Raw genomic sequence first — 20,277 nt, 5'->3', positions numbered from 1 at the left:
ACCCGTCTTTAGTCCCCTTAATTGAATAGTTTATCTGAATATAGAAAGGATAAAATCAGCTTTTATTCAGTTCAATTCTAAAGGTTGTACCATGTCCTATCTCGGAACATTTAACAAAGATCTTACCATAATGATAATCCTCCACAATACGTTTAGCAAGACTTAATCCAAGTCCCCAACCACGCTGTTTTGTTGTAAAACCAGGACGAAATACATTCTTAATGTTCTTTCTCTTTATACCTTTACCAGTATCTGATATTTCAACAACAACTTTATTATCAATTTGTTCAAGATGAAGGACGATCTGACCACATTCTCCTCCCATCGCATCTACCGCATTCTTACAAAGATTCTCTATAACCCATTCAAATAACGAAGCATTCATTTTTATTATAATATCCTCGTCTGGCAGATCTGTTATCATCTGTATTTTCTTGGAAGTGCGGCGATCCATATAGTCAACAACATGATATAAGACCTCATTCATACTGGCTGGGACAGGTTCTGGAATAGAACCTATCTTAGAAAAGCGATCTGCAACAAGCTGCAATCGTTGTACGTCCTTATCTAATTCCGGAAGTAATTTATCATTGGGATAGGTCTCCTTCAAAATAGCTAACCAAGCCATTAAAGAGGATATAGGAGTACCCAACTGGTGTGCTGTTTCCTTACTTAACCCCACCCAAACCTTATTCTGTTCTGCCCTTTTAGATGTCAATAATGCAAAGATAGCAACGACAACAAAAAGCATTACAACCCCTAATTGTATATAAGGATAAATAGCTATTCGTCTCAACATGAGTGATTCATCATAGCAAACTTCTATATAATCATTATGATTATTTGCCAATGGAATTCGAATAACCTGCCCTGCGCCTTTCATCTGTTGTGCTACTTTATTTACATATTTCACACTATCAGATTTATTACTAGCACTAATTTTCACATTTCGATACTCCGTGACCGTACCATCCTTGCCAAGTACAACCACAGGTATCGTATTATTCTCATCTAAAACTTTTAATACTAAACTAAGGTCAGCATTATAATCAGCTTCACTCAAAGTCCTCATAGCTTCAGCCCAGACCTCCATCTTACTCCTTTCTTGTTGTGCCAAATCACGTATCAAAGAATGTGAGATAAGCAAAGAGGCAACAGCTATAAAAATAGCTGCCAAGACTAATAAGATCTTTACCTGTCTGATTCTATCTGTCCATTGCATACATCTCTCATAACGGCAATATGGGCAAATTATTGCATAACGTCAAGAAACGATGACGCAAGAAGAATCGTATACCAAGCTTAACTGGAGCATCTTCTTAGAGAGAAAGAAATACCTAATTATTTTGTATTTTAGTTTGCTGTCACTTTTAACATTCCTCTGTATGATTTTTATAATCAGTGTTTTATGAGAGGTAAAGGAGTGATAGGAATGACAGCAAGCCAAATAAGTTTTTCGATAAGTACTTTATATAGTAATCAAGGTTGAAATGATGTAATTCGAATTTACGATAAGAGAATAATAAAGGATATTTGGCGATCTTAGATCTTCCAAATGTCCTTTATTTAATAAGTAAGTCTTGGTTCTTAAATCATATCATGGAGTTACTCATAAACAAAAGTAAAAACCTTCTCTGCCGTTAGCGTATTGCCAACAAAACAAGTCTTGCGAGCGATATGCTCAAACTTCTTACGTTGCTTCTCGTCAAATGAAGCCTTCAGATGGAAGGTGATTGGAATACGTGAAACAGCGAAAGTCTCCATATCTTCTTCTATCTGACCAATCTCAGCATAGCAACCAGAAAAATCTACACCACCACGTTCTGCTTGCAATCCCATCATCGTCAGCGCACATGCAGCCAGTGAATTACCCAATAACTCAACAGGGTTTTGATTCTCCCCCAATCCCCCTACAGCCTTACCAGCATCAGTGTTTATGGTTACAGCAGACCTTACGTGTGTTGCTTCAACTCGCCCTTTCCCTTGATAAATTGCTTTTGTAACTGTCATAATTGTATCTTTTAAATTAGTAATAATCTTTCGGTTGGTTAATAACATCTATATGTTTCGACAAAGGTAGTAAAAGGTAATAGATAAAACAAGGAATTAATTATTTTACTGAAAATTAGTTTGCTGTCACTCCCGTCATTCTTATAGATGTGTAAATGATAGCCCACTTCGTAATCTCTCTTCAGCTATTACAATGATATCATTTATTTCTGAAAGTTCTTTACATTCAAAATTCTTATTATAGAGTAAATAGCCCATTATTATACGCAAGTTCGGGTTAAGAAAGTCCTTTTAAAAGTTGGTAATCTCGTTAGTTTTTTGTAACTTTATATTTGAAAATCAACAATTTACAAAACAACCAAGCGATGATTACCAAAGACAAAGTTACAGAAAAACTTTAGAATGTATAACGATAATCAGCAGAAAGGGTTAGGCGTTTAAGTTTACGTTTACATACTTTCTTGCAGACAACATGGTGTTTTTCAGCGACATGATACTATCATCATTTCTTTGTTTAGTTTCCTGTCATCTTTATCAACTCCAGTATTATGCTATCCACCAGTCGCTTATGATAGATGTAGGAATGATAGAAGTGAAAGCAAACTTTAGATTGAAACGGAAAGAGGGAATCCCTTTCAAGCGTTTTATAGAGTAATATGTTTATTTTAGGTAAATAAAAAAGGCGACCATCTGTTAAGATAGTCGCCTTCTGGTATCTTATCTTTAGAACTCTGCGTTCTTTGGAGTACGTGCAAATGGGATTACGTCACGGATGTTTTGCATACCAGTAACGAAGAGAATGAGTCGTTCGAAACCAAGTCCGAAGCCACCATGTGGACAGGTTCCATACTTGCGAGTATCGAGGTACCAGTCGTAAACCTCACGTTTCATACCACGATTATCGATCTCTGCAAGTAACTTATCGTAATTCTCTTCACGGACAGAGCCGCCAATGATCTCACCGATATGTGGGAAAAGGACGTCTGTTCCCTGCATTGTTTTGCCATCAGGGTTCTTCTTCATATAGAACGACTTGATTTCGCTTGGATAGTCGGTCATGATGACAGGACGCTTGAAGTGTTCCTCAACGAGATAGCGCTCATGCTCACTGCTGAGATCCATTCCCCAACCAGTGATTGGGAACTCGAACTTCACACCATCAGCAACTGCTTTCTGAAGAATCTCTATACCTTCAGTGTAGGTTAGGCGAACAAACTCTTCCTTGAGTACACCCTCTAGGCGAGCAATCAGTCCCTTGTCAATCATCTTGTTAAGGAATTCAAGGTCGTCCTTGCAGTTCTCCAGTGCCCAGCGAACGCAGTACTTGATGAAGTCTTCCTCAAGATCCATCAGTTCGTCTTTATCAATAAAGGCAACTTCGGGTTCAACCATCCAGAACTCTGCCAAGTGACGAGGTGTATTAGAGTTCTCTGCACGGAAAGTAGGACCGAAAGTATAGATAGCACCCAATGATGTTGCACCGAGTTCACCCTCAAGTTGACCAGATACAGTAAGGTTCGTGCGCTTACCGAAGAAGTCTGCACTGTAATCAACCTCACCGTTCTTTGCGATGCGATCCAGGTCGAGTGTTGTTACTTGGAACATATTTCCAGCACCCTCGGCATCACTACCCGTAATCAATGGAGTGTGGAAATAATAGTAACCATGGTCGTGGAAGTACTTGTGGATAGCGATTGCCATGTTGTGGCGAATGCGGAAGACAGCACCGAAAGTATTGGTACGCAGACGCATGTGACCATACTTGCGCATATACTCAAAGCTCTGCCCCTTCTTTTGCATAGGGTAGTCGCTTGGGCAAAGACCGTAGATTTCAATCTCTTTACATTGGATCTCTGACGTCTGACCAGCTCCCTGACTCTCTACAAGCGTACCGATAACGCTGATACAAGCGCCTGTTGTAATGCTCTTCAGTTTCTCTTCTTCGATTGTAGTAGGGTCAACAACCACCTGAATGTTCTTGATAGTAGAACCATCGTTCAGTGCGATGAAGTCAACAGCCTTGCTACTTCTATGTGAGCGAACCCAACCTTTTACATTAATATCTTTACCAAAGTCGGTGCAAGCAAGTGCATCGACGACTTTTGTTCTTTTCATCTTTTGTATCGTAATTAGGACTTCTCAACAAGCTCAAAGGAAAAGGAAAAGGAATAAAGAGGGAATCTCTTTACACATTCTTTCCTTAGAAGTTTATTGTAGAAGTCTTTATCCTCGTTTATCCTCTCACACCCCCTCCTTTCGGAGGGGCTTGGGGAGGCTTCTATTCAAACGCACCCATGCGCAGCATATCGACTTCCTTCTCTGTGAGGAAACGCCAATCACCACGACGTACATTCTTCTTTGTTAGACCAGCGAACTGTACACGATCAAGCTTTACAACACGATAGCCAAGGCTCTCGAAGATACGACGAACGATACGGTTCTTACCGCTGTGAATCTCAATGCCAACCTGTGTCAAGTCGTCAGGACTAGCGTACTCAATAGCGTCAGCCTTTATCTCTCCGTCTTCAAGCTCGATACCATCAGAGATCTTCTGAAGGTCGTTTGCAGTAACAGGCTTATCAAGGAATACATGATAAACCTTCTTCTTTAAGAACTTAGGATGTGTGAGTTTAGAAGCAAGGTCGCCATCATTTGTAAGAAGCAATACACCTGTTGTGTTACGATCAAGGCGTCCTACAGGATAGATACGTTCAGGACAAGCACCCTTAACAAGGTCCATTACAGTCTTACGCTGTTGTGGGTCATCGCTTGTTGTAACATAATCCTTAGGCTTGTTCAATAGGACATACACTTTCTTTTCCAATGATACTGGCTTATCCTGAAAGAGTACTACATCAGTACGTAAAACCTTACTTCCGAGTTCCTTTACCACCTCGCCATTGACGGTGACAGCACCTGAAAGGATAAATTCATCAGCTTCACGACGTGAACAGACACCAGCATTTGCAAGATACTTATTCAATCGGATAGGTTCGTTTGGATCGAAGTTCTCTTCCTTATATTCAATGCGTTTCTTCATTGAATACTTTGCATTTGGATCATAATCTGCCGTGCGCTGACGATAACCTCCTTGGTTATAACCACCACGATTATTATATCCACCATGGTTATTATAACCACTGCGATTATTGTACCCACCGCGACTCTGATAGCCTCCACGATTGTTATAACCACCGCGATTGTTATATCCGTTGCGGTTCTGGTAACCACCTTGATGTGGCTGATAGCCGCTCTGGTTTACTTGATAACCATTGTTGTTCTCTTCTCCTTCTGCGTTAGTGTTGTTGTTATAACGTGGACGGTAACCCTGTGACTGGTACCCACCTTCTTCGTTGTTATAACGTGGACGATAGCCACCCTGCTGTGGTCTGCTTTGATAGCCACCACGACTTTGGTATCCACCTTGACGTGATTGATACCCTCTCTCTTCGCCATTGTTGTTGTTATAACGTGGACGATAACCACCTTGTTGAGGGCGACTTTGATAACTATTACGATTGTTGTATCCGCCACCATAGTTGTTCTGACGTGGGCGATAACCACCTTGTTGAGGGCGACTACTGCTTTGTAAGCCAGAACCAAAACCCTCCGGACGGAATCCACCTTCGTTGTTTCCGCCATTAGCCCTATCACTGCTGTAAGCACGTTGAGTGTGAATACGTGGACGTTGTGGGCGTCCTGTGCCACGGTACTCTCTTTGGTAACCACTTTGTTCAGCTGCAGAATAGCCCTCACGGCCATTGTCATTCTGTTCAGACTGAACCTCTTTGTTTTCGAATTCTTCTGCCATAATTGTAGTTTGCTTTAATGTTAACTACTGACCTCACGATCAATGAGTAATAAAGTTTATTATTGTTTTATTCTTATTGTTAGTTAAGGCTCCCATAATAGGAGCTACTCAGTTTTATTAATAATATCTTTTTCTTAGGGTTTTGTTGGTTTATTAAATTCCTGTATAGTTGTGTGGAGTGATTGCCATGAGCTCTGCTTTCACGCTATCACTGACATTTAACGTCTGTATAAACTCATGAATTGTCTCCTCTGTCATCTTCTTATTGGTGCGAGTAAGAGCCTTTAATGCCTCGTATGGATGTGGGTAAGCCTCACGACGAAGGATAGTTTGGATAGCTTCAGCTACTACTGCCCATGTGTCATCGAGGTCTTCGCGTAGTTTCTCTTCATGGAGAATGAGTTTACGTAAGCCTTTCAATGTACTTTGAATAGCGATGACGCTGTGCCCAAGAGGTACACCCACATTACGCAAGACAGTCGAGTCTGTCAAGTCGCGTTGCAGTCTACTAACTGGCAACTTCTGTGCTAAGAACTGCAAAATAGCATTAGCGATACCAAGGTTTCCTTCGCTATTCTCATAGTCAATAGGGTTCACCTTGTGTGGCATAGCACTTGAGCCAACCTCGCCCGCTTTGATCTTCTGCTTGAAATAATCCATTGAGATGTACATCCAGAAGTCACGATCAAGGTCGATAATGATGGTGTTGATACGACGAATAGCATCAAAAATACTACCCATGTGGTCGTAATTACTAATCTGTGTAGTCCATTGTTCACGTTCCAAACATAGTTTCTCGCTGACAAACTGATTGCCAAAAGCACGCCAGTCATACGATGGATAGGCTACATGATGTGCATTGAAATTACCTGTTGCACCACCGAATTTAGCTGTAAACTTACAACTGCGTAGGGATTCCAGTTGCTCGCTAAGACGATAAACATAAACCTCAATCTCCTTTCCTAATCGAGTAGGAGAGGCTGGCTGACCGTGTGTCTTTGCCAGCATTGGGATATCTTTCCATTCTTCAGCATACTCTTTTAGCTGCTGAATCAGTTCCTCCACTTGTGGATAATACACCTCTTCGAGTGCCTCCTTGATAGACAGCGGAACACTTGTATTGTTGATGTCCTGTGAAGTTAAGCCGAAATGGATGAACTCCTTATACGCATCTAAGCCCCCAATCTTGTCGAACTCCTCCTTAATGAAGTATTCAACCGCCTTGACATCATGGTTAGTTGTCTTCTCAATCTCCTTTACTCTTGCTGCTCCCGATTCGTTAAAATCACGATAGATAGTGCGTAACTGCTCGAATAAGTCACGGTTGAAACTTGCCAACTGAGGTAGAGGCAATTCACAAAGCGTGATGAAATACTCAATCTCTACACGTATTCGATAACGAATAAGAGCATACTCTGAGAAGTAGTCTGCTAAGCGTTCTGTCTTGCTTCTGTAGCGACCGTCAATTGGAGATACGGCTGTTAATGTGTCGAGGGTCATATCAATGGATGATTAATATAGGTGCAAATTTAGCAATAAAATCGGTAAACACACAAGGATAAGTAATAATAAAACAAAAAAGAATACGCCTTTTATACTATAAAAAGAAAACTCCGTAATATCCATTACGAAGTCTTCTCTTTTACTGATAACTATTAGTGGGCGTTGACGGATTCGAACCGCCGACCCTCTGCTTGTAAGGCAGATGCTCTAAACCAGCTGAGCTAAACGCCCTTGAAAAAATCCCTGCAACCCCGAAGAATCACAGGGAAACACCCCTTGTGGGCGTTGACGGATTCGAACCGCCGACCCTCTGCTTGTAAGGCAGATGCTCTAAACCAACTGAGCTAAACGCCCCTACTATCTGTAAGGCGGGTGCAAAGGTAAGTGTTTTTTTTGTTTCTAGCAAGTAATTAAGAGATTATTTTAGTGTAGAATGATATTATTTATTCCTTTAATAGGCTATGTTTGTTATCCTTTTATTCATTGTGTGTTGTACTCGTAAAAGGTTAGCACACCTCTTATATATGCTTTTCTTTTGTTCTGTCTATCGTCTTTTAACAGGGAGATATGGCTCACCTTTATTCGAGAAAGATTTTTATTACTTGGAAAAATAGATTATTTTTAGTTGGAGTTAAATCTGTTTTTGTCTAAAAAATAATCTATTTTTTCTTGCAAAAGGTATCCTTTTTTATTATATTTGCAGCTGTTTTACAAGATAAGTTAGGCTCTATTGGTAGAACTAAGAGCCTTATTTAACCGACAGAGTAACTAAGTAAAGATAATATTATGTCAATTCAAATCAGATTAGAACAGAGTAAGTTCAAAGATAAAAAGGGTGCCGGACATTGGTATGCACGTACAGTTAGTGCGGGCGAAGTATCTACTGAAGAGTTAGCTGATGCCATTCAGGAGAATACATCCTTTACTCGTGGTGATGTTCGTGGGCTCGTTATTGCCCTCATTGATGAGATTTCTTATCGCCTTCGACAGGGTGAGACGGTTGTTCTTGATGGCTTAGGACGTTTCCACCTCAGCGTAGAGAGCGAACCGGTGGAGAATCCGGAGGACTTCAATCTCAAACGAAATATCAAGGGTATAAAGTGCAAGTTTGTTCCTTCTGGTGCCCGTGCCGGACGGAAGGGGAAGAAGATTCAAGACATGGCATCGGGTGTCCGTGTTATTTGGGCTGATGTTGATGATGAATAATGAGGGGGATTAATGATAGGTCAGACCATGAGGTTTCAATGTTGACATGTGTATATAGAATAAAAAAGAGCTAACCATCAATAATGCTTAGCTCTTTTTTGTGCGCCTAACAGGACTCGAACCTGCACAACGTAAGTTACTAGATCCTAAGTCTAGCGCGTCTACCAATTCCGCCACAGGCGCATAACGAGTGCAAAGATACATAATGTTTTGGATATAACCAAATGTTTGTGAATTTCTTTTTAACGTTTAGTTGTAAACTGCCAATAGTTTTGTTAAATGTGACGGCAACTAAAATTAAAACTAAGACAAGTGTTTGGCGGTTTTAAGATGGAGATTATTCTTTTATAAAGCCAACCCTTCAAGCTCTCCTTTCGGGCGGTTGAAGGATTGGTTCAATTACTTTGCAATGAGTTGACGAGCAAACTCGATAATCGTATCCTTGCCTTTTATGAGATCCGATTCAGTGATATCTACTTTGTAATCAGGATCAATACCGAACTCTGTCATTTGCTTATCTCGATTATACATGGGGCATGCGGAGAAACGAACCGACCATCCATTGGGTAGTTCGGAAGAGAAGGGTAAACCTGCTCCGCCACCTGTTTTATCACCAACGACGTGGACGTTTGGGCAACACTTCATATACTTCACGAACTCGTTGGCAGCAGAGAATACACTACGATTAGTCAATACAACGACTGGTTTCTGCCATCGAATACCCTTTCCGGGAGTGAGGTATTCGGGTTGAAGTGATGAGAAGTCGTTATGATTGGGACCTGTTTTATGCTGGATATAACCGACAAGCTCCTCCTTATTCGTGAACCTTGCTGCCAGTTCTTCAGCATTACTTAACTGTCCACCTCCATTGTTCCTTACATCGATTATAAGCCCGTTGCAAGGTTGAAGATGCAGTAGGATGTCATCTAAATTACCAGCCCCAATAGGATTTTGGAAACTCTCGCAGCGTATATAACCAATGTTGTCATCAAAGACAGTATAGTCTAATCCGCTTGCAATGAGATAATCACTCTTCAGGTATTTACGCTCCAGCGAGTCTGAATAATTCTTTGGATAGTTGTCTCTCCACGCCCAATAACGTCCGATATTAAAAGAGGTATAAAGATTGACATGCCCATCTTTGAGTTCTGAAAGCATATTCGTTAAAACTTCAAACTGCTGTTTCTCATTCATGGATACGTCGAACTGTTTGGCATAACGTTGATGAACTTCTTGCCAATCTATTCCCTTTTGTGAGAAGAAACAATAATGTTCATCCATGATCTTCCATAATGCCTCAAAGTTTCCACGTGGATTGTTGGCATACTCTTCATTATCAATACAGCTCGTAACAGAGCACAACAAGAGAATCAGAAGGAGGCTCGTTGTGATAGAGCTGATGCTAGATTGGATTCTTCTCATGGTAATATTTTATTGATAGAAAATGTTCTTACGATACCCAATACAAATAGATTGCTCCACGTGTGTTGGCGTAATCCGTTCATCTTAGCCTGTTGGTAATCGCCAAGATAGCCAAGACGGAGGGTGGTATGATGCAATGTAAAATCAATTGTAACCATCTGTCGGAGTGAAGGAGCATTGATGGGAGTTGTGAAAACGAGGTTGTGATCGTAATTACCTTTCGTGAATATCTCATAATAACTCTGCCCATAATTAGGTGAGAAAGCTAATCCAATGAGTGGTATTTGTAATTCATAACGGAGACAGAAAGGCTTGTTCCAAAGGTGAAACCGATAATCAGCTGTAACATTAGGAGCGATGTTTAGTTGCCCATAAGCTTGTGCTGGATTATTGGCATTACTTGTGTTGTAAAGGAAACCAAGCCTTGTGTCAATTCCTCCACCAGCTTTCAAGCGTAAGTCTCCATTGCCGATAGTCCATTTATTGATGACATATTGCCAGTTATATTGGAAGTTGTAATAACCTCCTAATTCGTTATTATTATCTCGTCGATTGTGTGCATAGAGTAATTGAGCTTGATGTATCAGTTCTCGTGACACCCTGCTACCATTCTCACGCACTGTATGTGAGATGTATCTAAGCTCTGTTCCGTTGTATTTCTCTTGTGATAAGTAAGTGTCGAGGACGTTAGCTGTACCGATACCCAACATTTGTGCATTGCTTATCACCTTATTATTATATAAGGTGTCTTGGGCTTGTAAGGTTGTTGAAGAGAATAAGAGAAACGTTATAAAGAAGTTCGTTTTACGTAAAAAGAGAGTCTTTAGTTTCATAGGCATAAGTTTCGTTAAAGCGAAAATCCCACTTATAGAAACATTCACATCAGGTCTCTATAAGTGGGAATATCATGTTATTCATCTGTAAACAAGTTGAGTTGCCCAGTTATCTCATCAATCACTTGTTGTTGAGATTTACCAGCATCAGGGTCGAGATTCTCCTCCATTGGATTTGTTGTAGGCTCTTCTTGAGTATCATCTCCATTATCTCCCTCATCGTTATTATCCTTCTTCTCTTCTTCAGGGAAGCGTGTTGGCGCTAGTTCCTCAATCTTATCTACTTTCCAAGTGGTGAGACGTTTACCTTTAGCTTTGAATCCTTTGATACCAACAAACTGTTCTGCATCAAACTCTTCAGTACCTCTTGAAGCATCCACCCCACCGTATGTCACTTGAATGCGAGGGTAAGCAACGTCCGTCAAGAGTACCATTTGTGAGTTAGGATTATCTCCTATGAAATTCTGATGACGCTTTGTTGCCTCCATTTGGAAGCGTTTCAGGTAAGGATAACCTTGATTGTCTGCATCATAGATAACGGCTGTCCATGGTTTATCTGCAATGAATTTCTCTATGCGAAGGATGTTATCTTCGTAGTGATTGCTTGCATCGAAGTTCGTAATATAGAACTCCCCATTCTTCAAGACGACGAGTATATTGTCTTGATCAGCGAACTCTCCGAGGAAACGACCATGCTCTTCGTAATTGATTCGGTTGATATCTGGGTCAAACCAAACCTTTCGTCCGCCCAATGTTGAGTGTCCGTGACTCTTCAATGAGATACGATGAACGTTCTTCTTTGTGAGTAGCTTGCCCTTAGCAGTACGTCCCTTGATAAGCACAGAAGCAAAGTCATACTCAACGAAGATGTTTTGTTTGGGCTTGTTAGGGTTCGGATCGAGGGTAATCTTTATCAGTTCGGCCTCACCGTTAGGGTTAGCTGTGAAGTAGATGATCCTTGATCCATCTGTACCTGAGGTTAAGTCATACTCTTTGTCACGTGTAATTGAGGTGACATTAAAGCGTTTGATGTAATAAGGACCAGTCTTTCCATCACGATAGACAACGTTATAGATGGTGCGTTTATCATTCTTCTTGAATACCTGAAGATATATAACTCCTTTACCCACAAACACCTTGTCGGCAATACGAATTACCTTGTACTTACCATCGCGATAGAAGATAATGACGTCATCAAGGTCTGAACAGTTTTGAACAAACTCTGCCTTCTTGAGTCCAGTACCAATGAATCCAGCCTTACTATCTATGTATAACTTCTCGTTGGCATCAACTACTTTCGCTGCAACGATGGTATCGAAGCTCTTTATCTCTGTGTGGCGAGGGTGATCCTTACCATATTTCTCCTTCAAATGAGTGAACCATTCGATGGTAACACGCACCATCTCGCTAAGATCCTTATCTATTTCTGCAATCTCAGCCTTTATCTTCTGAATGAGTTCGTCAGCCTTATCTTTATTAAATTTCAGTATTCGCTGCATCTTAATCTCCAGTAGGCGGAGGATGTCCTCACGGGTTACTTCGCGAATAAAGGTCTTCTTATAAGGATCTAATTTAGCATCAACAAAGACTACCACTTCGTCTAAGTTCTTTGCAGTCTCAAACTTCCTCTCCTTATAAATACGCTCTTCAATGAAGATACGTTCCAATGAATTATAGAAGAGTTGTTCCTCCAGTTCGTGTTTGCGAATCTCTAACTCCATCTTCAACAACGCCTTTGTATGTTCTACGGAATTGCGAAGAACGTCGGAGATAGTCAAGAACTTAGGTTTATTGTCTTCAATGACACAACAATTAGGAGATATGTTTATTTCGCAATCAGTGAAGGCATAAAGGGCATCAATGGTCTTGTCACTGGATGTGCCAGGGGTGAGGTGGAGTTGAATCTCAACCTCGGAGGCGGTCATATCCTCTACTTTGCGAACCTTTATCTTACCTTTCTCTACTGCTTTTGTGATTGATTCTTGAAGTGAGTTAGCCGTTTTGGTGAAAGGAACCTCACGTATGACGAGGGTCTTGTTATCAAGTTTCTCTATTTTGGCACGCACCTTTAATACACCACCACGCTGTCCATCATTATACTTCGCAGCATCAATACTTCCGCCAGTAGGGAAGTCTGGATAGAGATGAAAGTCCTCATTCCGTAAGTATTGCACTGCTGCTTCACAGATATCGTTGAGGTTGTGAGGAAGAATCTTTGATGATAAACCAACGGCGATACCCTCCGCTCCTTGTGCAAGAAGTAATGGGAACTTCACAGGAAGTGTGATAGGCTCTTTGTTGCGACCATCGTATGAGAGTTGCCATTCGGTTGTCTTTGGATTAAAAACAGTTTCCAAGGCAAACTTGGATAGGCGGGCTTCTATGTAACGAGGCGCAGCTGCACGGTCACCAGTAAGTATATTGCCCCAATTCCCTTGTGTGTCAATGAGCAAATCCTTCTGTCCTAATTGCACCAAAGCGTCTCCGATGGATGCATCGCCGTGTGGATGGAACTGCATGGTATGCCCAACAATGTTCGCAACCTTATTGTATCGCCCATCATCCATGCGCTTCATCGAATGGAGAATACGGCGTTGAACAGGCTTCAAGCCATCTTCGATATGCGGAACGGCACGTTCAAGGATTACATAACTGGCGTAATCTAAAAACCAATTCTTATACATACCAGAGAGGTGATGCACTGCAGCAGCGTCAAACCTGTCAGCAGGCTTGTAGTCAGAATGAGTTTCTTTTCCTTGCACCTCATCGGCAGGAGCGAGCTCGTCCATGTCTTTTATTTCGTCATCCATATTGTCGTTGTTGTTGTGTCGTAGCTTAGCTATATAAGTTACAGATGACTGCAAATGTACAAAAAAAACTGAATATAAGCAAATCAGAGCCTTTTCTCATTTTATAAAGTTTCACGCTATTAATGAACTTATTCGACTAAAAAGATGTAACTTTGCGACAAATTTATAAGGAATAAAAAGATAATTATGGCACAAGAGGACGTTTTTAAGAAGATAGTAAGTCACTGTAAAGAGTATGGTTTTGTATTCCCCAGTAGTGATATCTATGATGGTTTAGCAGCCGTATATGACTATGGTCAGAATGGTGTTGAGCTTAAGAACAATATAAAACAATACTGGTGGCAATCAATGGTATTGCTTCACAGCAATATTGTTGGTATTGATGCTTCTATCTTTATGCACCCAACTGTATGGAAAGCAAGTGGTCACGTTGATGCCTTCAACGACCCTTTGATTGATAACCGAGACTCTAAGAAGCGTTATCGTGCAGATAACCTTATCGAGGATCAGATAGCTAAATACGAAGAGAAGATTGATAAGGAAGTAGCAAAGGCAGCGAAGAAGTTCGGTGCAGACTTTGATGAAGTTAAGTTCCGCGAAACCAATCCTCGCGTCTTAGAACATCAAAAGAAACGTGACGAATTGCATGCTCGTTACACCGAAGCAATGCAAGGTCCTGACCTCGAAGCATTGAAGCAGATTATCCTTGATGAGGGTATTGTTGATCCAATCAGTGGTACAAAGAACTGGACAGATGTGCGTCAGTTCAACCTTATGTTCTCAACAGAAATGGGCGCATCAGCCGATGCAACCAATAAAATCTACCTACGTCCAGAGACAGCACAGGGTATCTTTGTAAACTTCCTCAACGTCCAGAAGACGGGTCGTATGAAGCTTCCTTTCGGTATTTGTCAGATAGGTAAGGCCTTTCGTAATGAGATCGTAGCACGTCAATTCGTGTTCCGTATGCGTGAGTTTGAGCAGATGGAGATGCAGTTCTTCTGCCAACCTGGAACAGAGATGAAGTGGTTTGAGTATTGGAAGAAGCACCGTTTGGCATGGCATGAGGCTTTAGGTATGGGCGACGATAACTATCGTTTCCATGATCACGAGAAGTTAGCTCACTATGCCAATGCGGCTACTGACATTGAATTCCGTATGCCATTCGGCTTCAAGGAGGTTGAAGGTATCCACTCACGTACCAACTTTGACCTTTCACAACACGAGAAGTTCTCGGGAAGACAGATAAAGTATTTCGATCCAGAGCGCAATGAGAACTATGTTCCTTACGATGTTGAGACATCTATCGGAGTAGATCGTATGTTCTTATCAGTGATGTGTCACAGTTATACAGAGGAACCATTGGAGAACGGATCAAGCCGTATTGTATTGAAACTCCCCGAGCCTTTAGCACCAGTTAAGTGTGCTGTTCTACCATTGGTAAACAAAGATGGACTTCCAGAGAAGGCTCAAGAGATTGTTAACCAACTGAAGTTCCACTTCAATACACACATGGAGGCGAAGGACTCAATAGGTAAGCGTTATCGTCGCCAAGACGCTATTGGTACTCCATTCTGCGTGACTGTCGATGGTGATACATTGAATGATAACACCGTAACTCTGCGTTATCGTGACTCAATGAAGCAGGAACGTGTACCAGTTGAGAAGCTCCGTGAGATAATAGAAGACCGTGTTTCAATCACTTCTCTATTGAAGAAGATTGATATTGATTAATAAGAGATAGGTTAGTAGAACTTACTTGTTTAACATCTTATCAATGGATGTTTCAGTAAGTGCTACTAACCTTTTTTGATATAAAAAGGCTATGACTAAAACGATAAAAACATTCTTTCGCCATGTTGTAAGTATGCTTTGCTTAGGCGGATTACTGCTTACTTCAATGAGTATTGTGTCTTGTTCCGAGGATAAAGACGATGTTGATGAGTTTGCCAATTGGAAGACTACGAACGAGAACTATTGGAATAAGCTCTATACAACTACTGAACAGAAGATAAAGGGAGGTGATACTTCTTGGAAGATTATCAAGAATTACACCTTAGCCGGGCAGCATGCTGTTGGTAATGCGCAGCTGAGCTATAAGCTAGAGAATCATATCATTGTACATGTATTAGAATCTGGTTCGGAGACAAAAAGCCCTCTTCTCACCGATTATGCATCGGTTCACTATATGGGACGTTTGATACCATCAACAACCTATACAGCTGGTTTGATCTTCGACAAATCATGGTCGTCTAACACCTTCAATGCGCTTACCTCTCGTCCAACACACTTTGAAGTAAGAGGTGTCGTAGACGGTTTCGCTACAGCCTTACAGCAGATGCATAGAGGCGACCATTGGGTTATTTACATCCCTTATCAGTTGGGTTATGGTGCTGTAAAGGCAGGTGGTGGTACGATTCCAGCCTATTCTACGCTTATATTCGATGTACGATTAGTAGACTTCGCACATGTTGAGAAGAATCTAAAGGATAAATAAGAGTAGGACAACTAACTGTTTTTTATCGGTTGAATAGCCGAACCTTGTACTTGTAAGTAGGGACACACGTCATCATAAGAACTTCTTTTCATGTGTGATAAAGGGGCTTATGAGGCGCATGTCCCTATGTTTTTTTACTTCAAATTATTGATTAATTCGTATCCCATTGCGTATCTCCTTTAGTAAAAACATAGCCGATGCACTCCTTTCAAAGATTCGAGAAGGAGAAGAGATGACGACGAGTGAGAAGTTTAATCTTATCATTCAGTTAAGTATTCCGTCGATTCTTGCACAGATAACAACCGTCCTGATGTTCTATATTGACGCTGGAATGGTTGGCTCATTGGGTGCAGAACCAGCAGCGGCAATCGGTCTTGTAGAGCCCGCAACATGGCTCTTCTTCTCTTTAATAGGTGCTGTTACAATGGGATTCTCTGTACAGGCAGCTCACTTCATAGGTGCTAAAGACTTCTCAAAAGCACGCTCTGTAATGCGTCACGGATATGCCTTTGGACTCTGTTTTGCATTATGTTTTCTGCTTGTTACAGTGCTCATTGCACCCTATCTCCCTATATGGTTAAGGGGCGGAAAGGATATTCAGCACGATGCGTCTACTTACTTTCTTATCTTCTCTTTCATCATTCCTTTCCACCTTCTGGAGGTAATGTCTGCCTCCATGTTGAAGGTTTCTGGCGATATGCGACGCCCCAGTTCAATGGCGATACTGATGTGTGTCTTGGATGTAATCTTCAATTACTTCTTCATCTTCCCAACGCACGACATCACCCTACTAGGGCTACAAGTAACAGTGCCCGGATGGGGTGCTGGCGTTGCAGGAGCAGCCTTCGGAAGCCTCTTGGCATTCATTGCTGTTGCATTACCATTGGCTTATTACGCCATATTCCGTAGTCCAATCCTAGCGTGGAAGTTGGATGTTGAACGCTTTGTGTGGCGTTGGCAATACATTTGGAATGCGGTGAAGATAGGTAGTCCTATGGCTTTGCAATATCTCTTGATGAATGGTGCTCAACTCGTATCAACGATGATTGTCGCTCCATTGGGTAATGTCTCGATAGCTGCCCATTCGTTTGCAATCACAGCCGAAAGTCTTTGTTATATGCCAGGCTATGGTATTAGTGAGGCTGCAACCACTCTCGTTGGACAGAGCGTAGGGGCGGGCAGGCGTGATTTGCATCGTAGTTTCGCATGGATGACCATATTCTTAGGAATGCTAGTGATGGCATTCATGGGTGTAATCATGTATATTTTCGCTCCCGAAATGATAAGTTTATTATCGCCAGTTGCCGATATACAAGCTCTGGGAACATCCGTTCTTCGGATTGAAGCGTTCGCCGAACCCTTCTTTGCAGCAGCCATCGTCGCCTATAGCGTGTGCGTAGGAGCAGGCGATACATTGAAACCTTCCTTCATAAACTTGGGTTGTATGTGGCTCGTCCGATTGACTCTTGCCTATGCGTTAGCCAGTGAATACGGATTGAAAGGCGTATGGTTTGCTATGGCTGTTGAACTTTCTTTCCGTGGAATCATGTTCTTGTTCTATCTCTTTATGCACCTTCGTGGAAAAGCGAAAACGGTTAGTACATTAAGTCGTTAGTACGTTATCACGGTTTGCCCAATATTCTTCTCAAAATAAAGAGACGCCCTCTTTGAATCAAGGAGACGCCCTCTTCATTGCAAGGAAACGCCCTCTTTGAATGGAAGAAAGCGTTCCTTTATTTAAAGAACATGCCAACCTGTAGGGACAGACGCCCTCGTCTGTCCGCTATAGCACAGCCAGATAAGACCTACCCCAAGCCCCCCAAAAGGAGAGGATGTAACCTAACGGGATGTTATTTAGGGATTTACAAGCGGACAGACGAGGGCGTCTGTCCCTACTTTATAGCCTCACCTTCCAACTCCTCTCCGAACGGAATACTCCCACCCAGCCTCCCCGAAGGGGAGGAGTGCCTAACGGGAGCCGGTTAGGAAAAGGCATTCTTAATACAAAGAGGGCGTTTCTTCACATCGAAGAAACGCCCTCTTCAAATGAAGATGAAGTTTCGCTCTCAGCTTCTCATCGAATGAAAAGAGGGGAAATAGTGTTTTTAACAACTTAAACATGGGTCTAATGACGTGTAAATTAATCCTCTTATAGTTTCAGCCAACCACTAGTTTACATCTAATTTATTTGGCTTTTCAGGCTATTTAGCGTATCTTTGCAACGCTATTCACATTATTATATAATGTTAAACGATAATAGATTCGACCTTTTAAAGACGATACAGTCACCCACAGACTTACGTAAACTTAGCTTAGAGCAGTTGCCTAAGTTATGTCAACAACTGCGTGAAGACATCATAGAAGAAGTAGCTGTTAACCCTGGACACTTGGCTTCGAGCCTTGGTGCAACAGAGATAACTGTGGCTTGTCACTATGTCTTTAATACTCCAGAAGACCGCATAGTTTGGGACGTTGGGCATCAGGCATACGGGCATAAGATACTGACTGGCAGGCGTGAAGACTTCTGCAATAACCGTAAATTAGGTGGGTTAATGCCTTTCCCGTCGCCTTATGAGAGTGAATATGATACATTCACTTGTGGGCACGCATCCAACTCTATATCTGCAGCTTTGGGTATGGCGGTAGCATCGAAACTGACTAAGCAGCATCGACATGTTGTAGCCATTATAGGTGACGGAGCGATGAGTGGCGGTCTAGCCTACGAGGGTTTGAATAATGTTTCGAGCCAACCTAATGACCTATTGATTATCCTCAACGATAACGACATGTCGATTGATAGGGCTGTAGGAGGTATGGAGCAATACCTATTAAACCTAGATACCAACGAGACTTATAACCGTCTTCGCTTCAAAGCGTCACAGTGGTTACACGCCAAAGGACTATTGAATGAGGATCGGAGAAAAGGCTTACTTCGATTGAACAATGCCCTTAAATCGGCTCTTGCACATCAACAGAATATATTCGAAGGGATGAATATTCGGTACTTCGGACCATTTGATGGTAATGATGTAGGAGAGCTTGTTCGCATCCTAAGACAATTGAAGGATATGAAGGGACCTAAGCTCCTTCACTTACATACGAAGAAGGGTAAAGGATACGAACCAGCCGAGAAGAGTGCCGTAGTATGGCATGCTCCGGGTAAGTTCGACCCAAAGACTGGCAAGCGAATCATACATGAATCGCATAACGAACCACCTAAGTTTCAAGACGTATTCGGTAATACTCTCTTAGAGTTAGCACGCAAGAATCCACGTATCGTAGGCGTTACACCAGCTATGCCAACAGGTTGTTCGATGAACATCATGATGAAGGATATGCCCGAAAGAACATTCGATGTAGGTATTGCCGAGGCGCATGCTGTAACCTTCTCAGCTGGTATGGCGAAGGATGGGTTACAACCTTTTTGCAATATTTATAGTGCTTTCTCTCAACGAGCTTACGATAGTATTATCCACGATATGGCAATCCTCAATCTGCCAGTTGTGCTCTGTTTGGATAGAGCCGGACTAGTGGGTGAGGATGGTGCGACGCATCATGGAGCCTTTGATATGGCTTTCTTGCGCCCTATCCCCAACCTAACTATCTCTTCACCGATGGACGAACACGAGTTAAGAAGGCTGATGTACACAGCCCAACTACCTGGTAAAGGCTCTTTTGTGATACGTTATCCACGAGGAAAAGGTGTGCTTACGGATTGGGAATGTCCGTTGACTGAAATAAAAGTAGGTACGGGTAGGCGTCTGCACGATGGTTGGGATGTAGCCGTGTTGAGCATTGGTCCGATTGGAAATGACGTAGAAAAGGCTATAAACATCATCGAGTCAGCCAACTCACCATCGACTCAAGAGCATTGTCCTAGTATTGCCCATTATGATATGAGATTCTTGAAACCATTGGATGAGACCATTCTTCAGGAAGTTGCCGAACGCTTTTCTCGCATTATAACTATCGAAGATGGGGTGCGTGACGGAGGCTTAGGTACTGCTGTAACAGAATGGATGAGCGATCATGGACATACACCTCACATAACCCGAATGGGTATGCCCGACCACTTTGTAGAGCAGGGAACAGTTGAACAGTTGCGTGCTCTCTGCGGTATAGATATTGATGGAATAAAGAAACAACTGACCTCAGTTGAGTCATAGTGAACCCTTATCTGTATAA

General features: G+C 41.9%; 13 protein-coding genes and 3 tRNA genes. 5 read left to right on the top strand and 11 right to left on the bottom strand.

What is annotated here, in order from left to right; genetic code table 11:
• Positions 1-55: 55 nt before the first annotated feature.
• The 7 genes from D464_RS0110255 to D464_RS0110225 all read right to left on the bottom strand — a co-directional run bounded on the left by D464_RS0110255 (position 56) and on the right by D464_RS0110225 (position 7,678).
• Entirely contained in the window at positions 56-1,222 is a 1,167-nt protein-coding gene (locus D464_RS0110255; RefSeq protein ID WP_018911323.1) for a sensor histidine kinase, read from the bottom strand.
• A gap of 383 nt (positions 1,223-1,605) precedes the next feature.
• Positions 1,606-2,010, bottom strand: a complete 405-nt coding sequence (locus tag D464_RS0110250; RefSeq protein ID WP_024985914.1) for an OsmC family protein — start codon at positions 2,008-2,010, stop codon at positions 1,606-1,608.
• A gap of 723 nt (positions 2,011-2,733) precedes the next feature.
• A complete protein-coding gene (gene asnS / locus D464_RS0110245; RefSeq protein WP_018911321.1) occupies positions 2,734-4,125 on the bottom strand; it encodes an asparagine--tRNA ligase in 1,392 nt (463 codons plus the stop codon).
• Between the two features lie 163 nt (positions 4,126-4,288).
• Positions 4,289-5,821 (bottom strand): pseudouridine synthase, encoded by a 1,533-nt coding sequence (locus D464_RS0110240; protein ID WP_018911320.1) that lies wholly within the window; start codon positions 5,819-5,821, stop codon positions 4,289-4,291.
• Between the two features lie 153 nt (positions 5,822-5,974).
• Complete coding sequence (purB, locus tag D464_RS0110235) at positions 5,975-7,321, bottom strand: adenylosuccinate lyase (RefSeq protein ID WP_018911319.1); 1,347 nt, start codon at positions 7,319-7,321, stop codon at positions 5,975-5,977.
• A gap of 159 nt (positions 7,322-7,480) precedes the next feature.
• Positions 7,481-7,555, bottom strand: a tRNA-Val gene (locus D464_RS0110230).
• Between the two features lie 48 nt (positions 7,556-7,603).
• Positions 7,604-7,678: transfer RNA gene (locus tag D464_RS0110225), tRNA-Val, on the bottom strand.
• 432 nt (positions 7,679-8,110) lie between these two features.
• Here D464_RS0110225 and D464_RS0110220 point away from each other — a divergent pair.
• Positions 8,111-8,530, top strand: coding sequence for an HU family DNA-binding protein (locus D464_RS0110220; protein WP_018911318.1), 420 nt, complete (start codon positions 8,111-8,113; stop codon positions 8,528-8,530).
• A gap of 101 nt (positions 8,531-8,631) precedes the next feature.
• Here D464_RS0110220 and D464_RS0110215 read toward each other — a convergent pair.
• The 4 genes from D464_RS0110215 to D464_RS0110200 form a co-directional block, all read right to left on the bottom strand.
• Positions 8,632-8,713: transfer RNA gene (locus tag D464_RS0110215), tRNA-Leu, on the bottom strand.
• 216 nt (positions 8,714-8,929) lie between these two features.
• Positions 8,930-9,952, bottom strand: coding sequence for a S41 family peptidase (locus tag D464_RS0110210; RefSeq protein ID WP_018911317.1), 1,023 nt, complete (start codon positions 9,950-9,952; stop codon positions 8,930-8,932).
• On the bottom strand, positions 9,949-10,791 hold the full coding sequence (locus tag D464_RS0110205) for a DUF3316 domain-containing protein (RefSeq protein ID WP_018911316.1): 843 nt from the start codon (positions 10,789-10,791) through the stop codon (positions 9,949-9,951). Before D464_RS0110205 ends, D464_RS0110210 begins: the two co-directional genes overlap by 4 nt.
• 71 nt (positions 10,792-10,862) lie before the next feature.
• A complete protein-coding gene (locus D464_RS0110200) occupies positions 10,863-13,595 on the bottom strand; it encodes a DNA gyrase/topoisomerase IV subunit A (RefSeq protein WP_024985913.1) in 2,733 nt (910 codons plus the stop codon).
• Between the two features lie 186 nt (positions 13,596-13,781).
• Here D464_RS0110200 and D464_RS0110195 point away from each other — a divergent pair, with 186 nt between their 5' ends.
• The 4 genes from D464_RS0110195 (at position 13,782) to dxs (ending at position 20,258) form a co-directional block, all read left to right on the top strand.
• The gene (locus tag D464_RS0110195; protein ID WP_004382276.1) at positions 13,782-15,329 is read left to right on the top strand and encodes a glycine--tRNA ligase; all 1,548 of its coding nucleotides are present in this window, start codon (positions 13,782-13,784) and stop codon (positions 15,327-15,329) included.
• Between the two features lie 91 nt (positions 15,330-15,420).
• A complete protein-coding gene (locus D464_RS0110190) occupies positions 15,421-16,092 on the top strand; it encodes an FKBP-type peptidyl-prolyl cis-trans isomerase (RefSeq protein ID WP_018911314.1) in 672 nt (223 codons plus the stop codon).
• Between the two features lie 166 nt (positions 16,093-16,258).
• Positions 16,259-17,707 carry an MATE family efflux transporter gene (locus D464_RS0110185; RefSeq protein ID WP_018911313.1) on the top strand — a complete coding sequence of 483 codons (1,449 nt, stop codon included), beginning with the start codon at positions 16,259-16,261 and terminating at the stop codon, positions 17,705-17,707.
• A gap of 628 nt (positions 17,708-18,335) precedes the next feature.
• Positions 18,336-20,258, top strand: coding sequence for a 1-deoxy-D-xylulose-5-phosphate synthase (dxs, locus tag D464_RS0110180; protein ID WP_018911312.1), 1,923 nt, complete (start codon positions 18,336-18,338; stop codon positions 20,256-20,258).
• Positions 20,259-20,277 lie beyond the last annotated feature (19 nt).

Origin of the sequence: Prevotella veroralis DSM 19559 = JCM 6290 (assembly GCF_000377625.1) — a bacterium.
Taxonomy (GTDB): domain Bacteria; phylum Bacteroidota; class Bacteroidia; order Bacteroidales; family Bacteroidaceae; genus Prevotella; species Prevotella veroralis.
The sequence above is the reverse complement of the archived record's forward strand: the minus strand, read 5'-3'. Positions and strand labels throughout refer to the sequence as shown.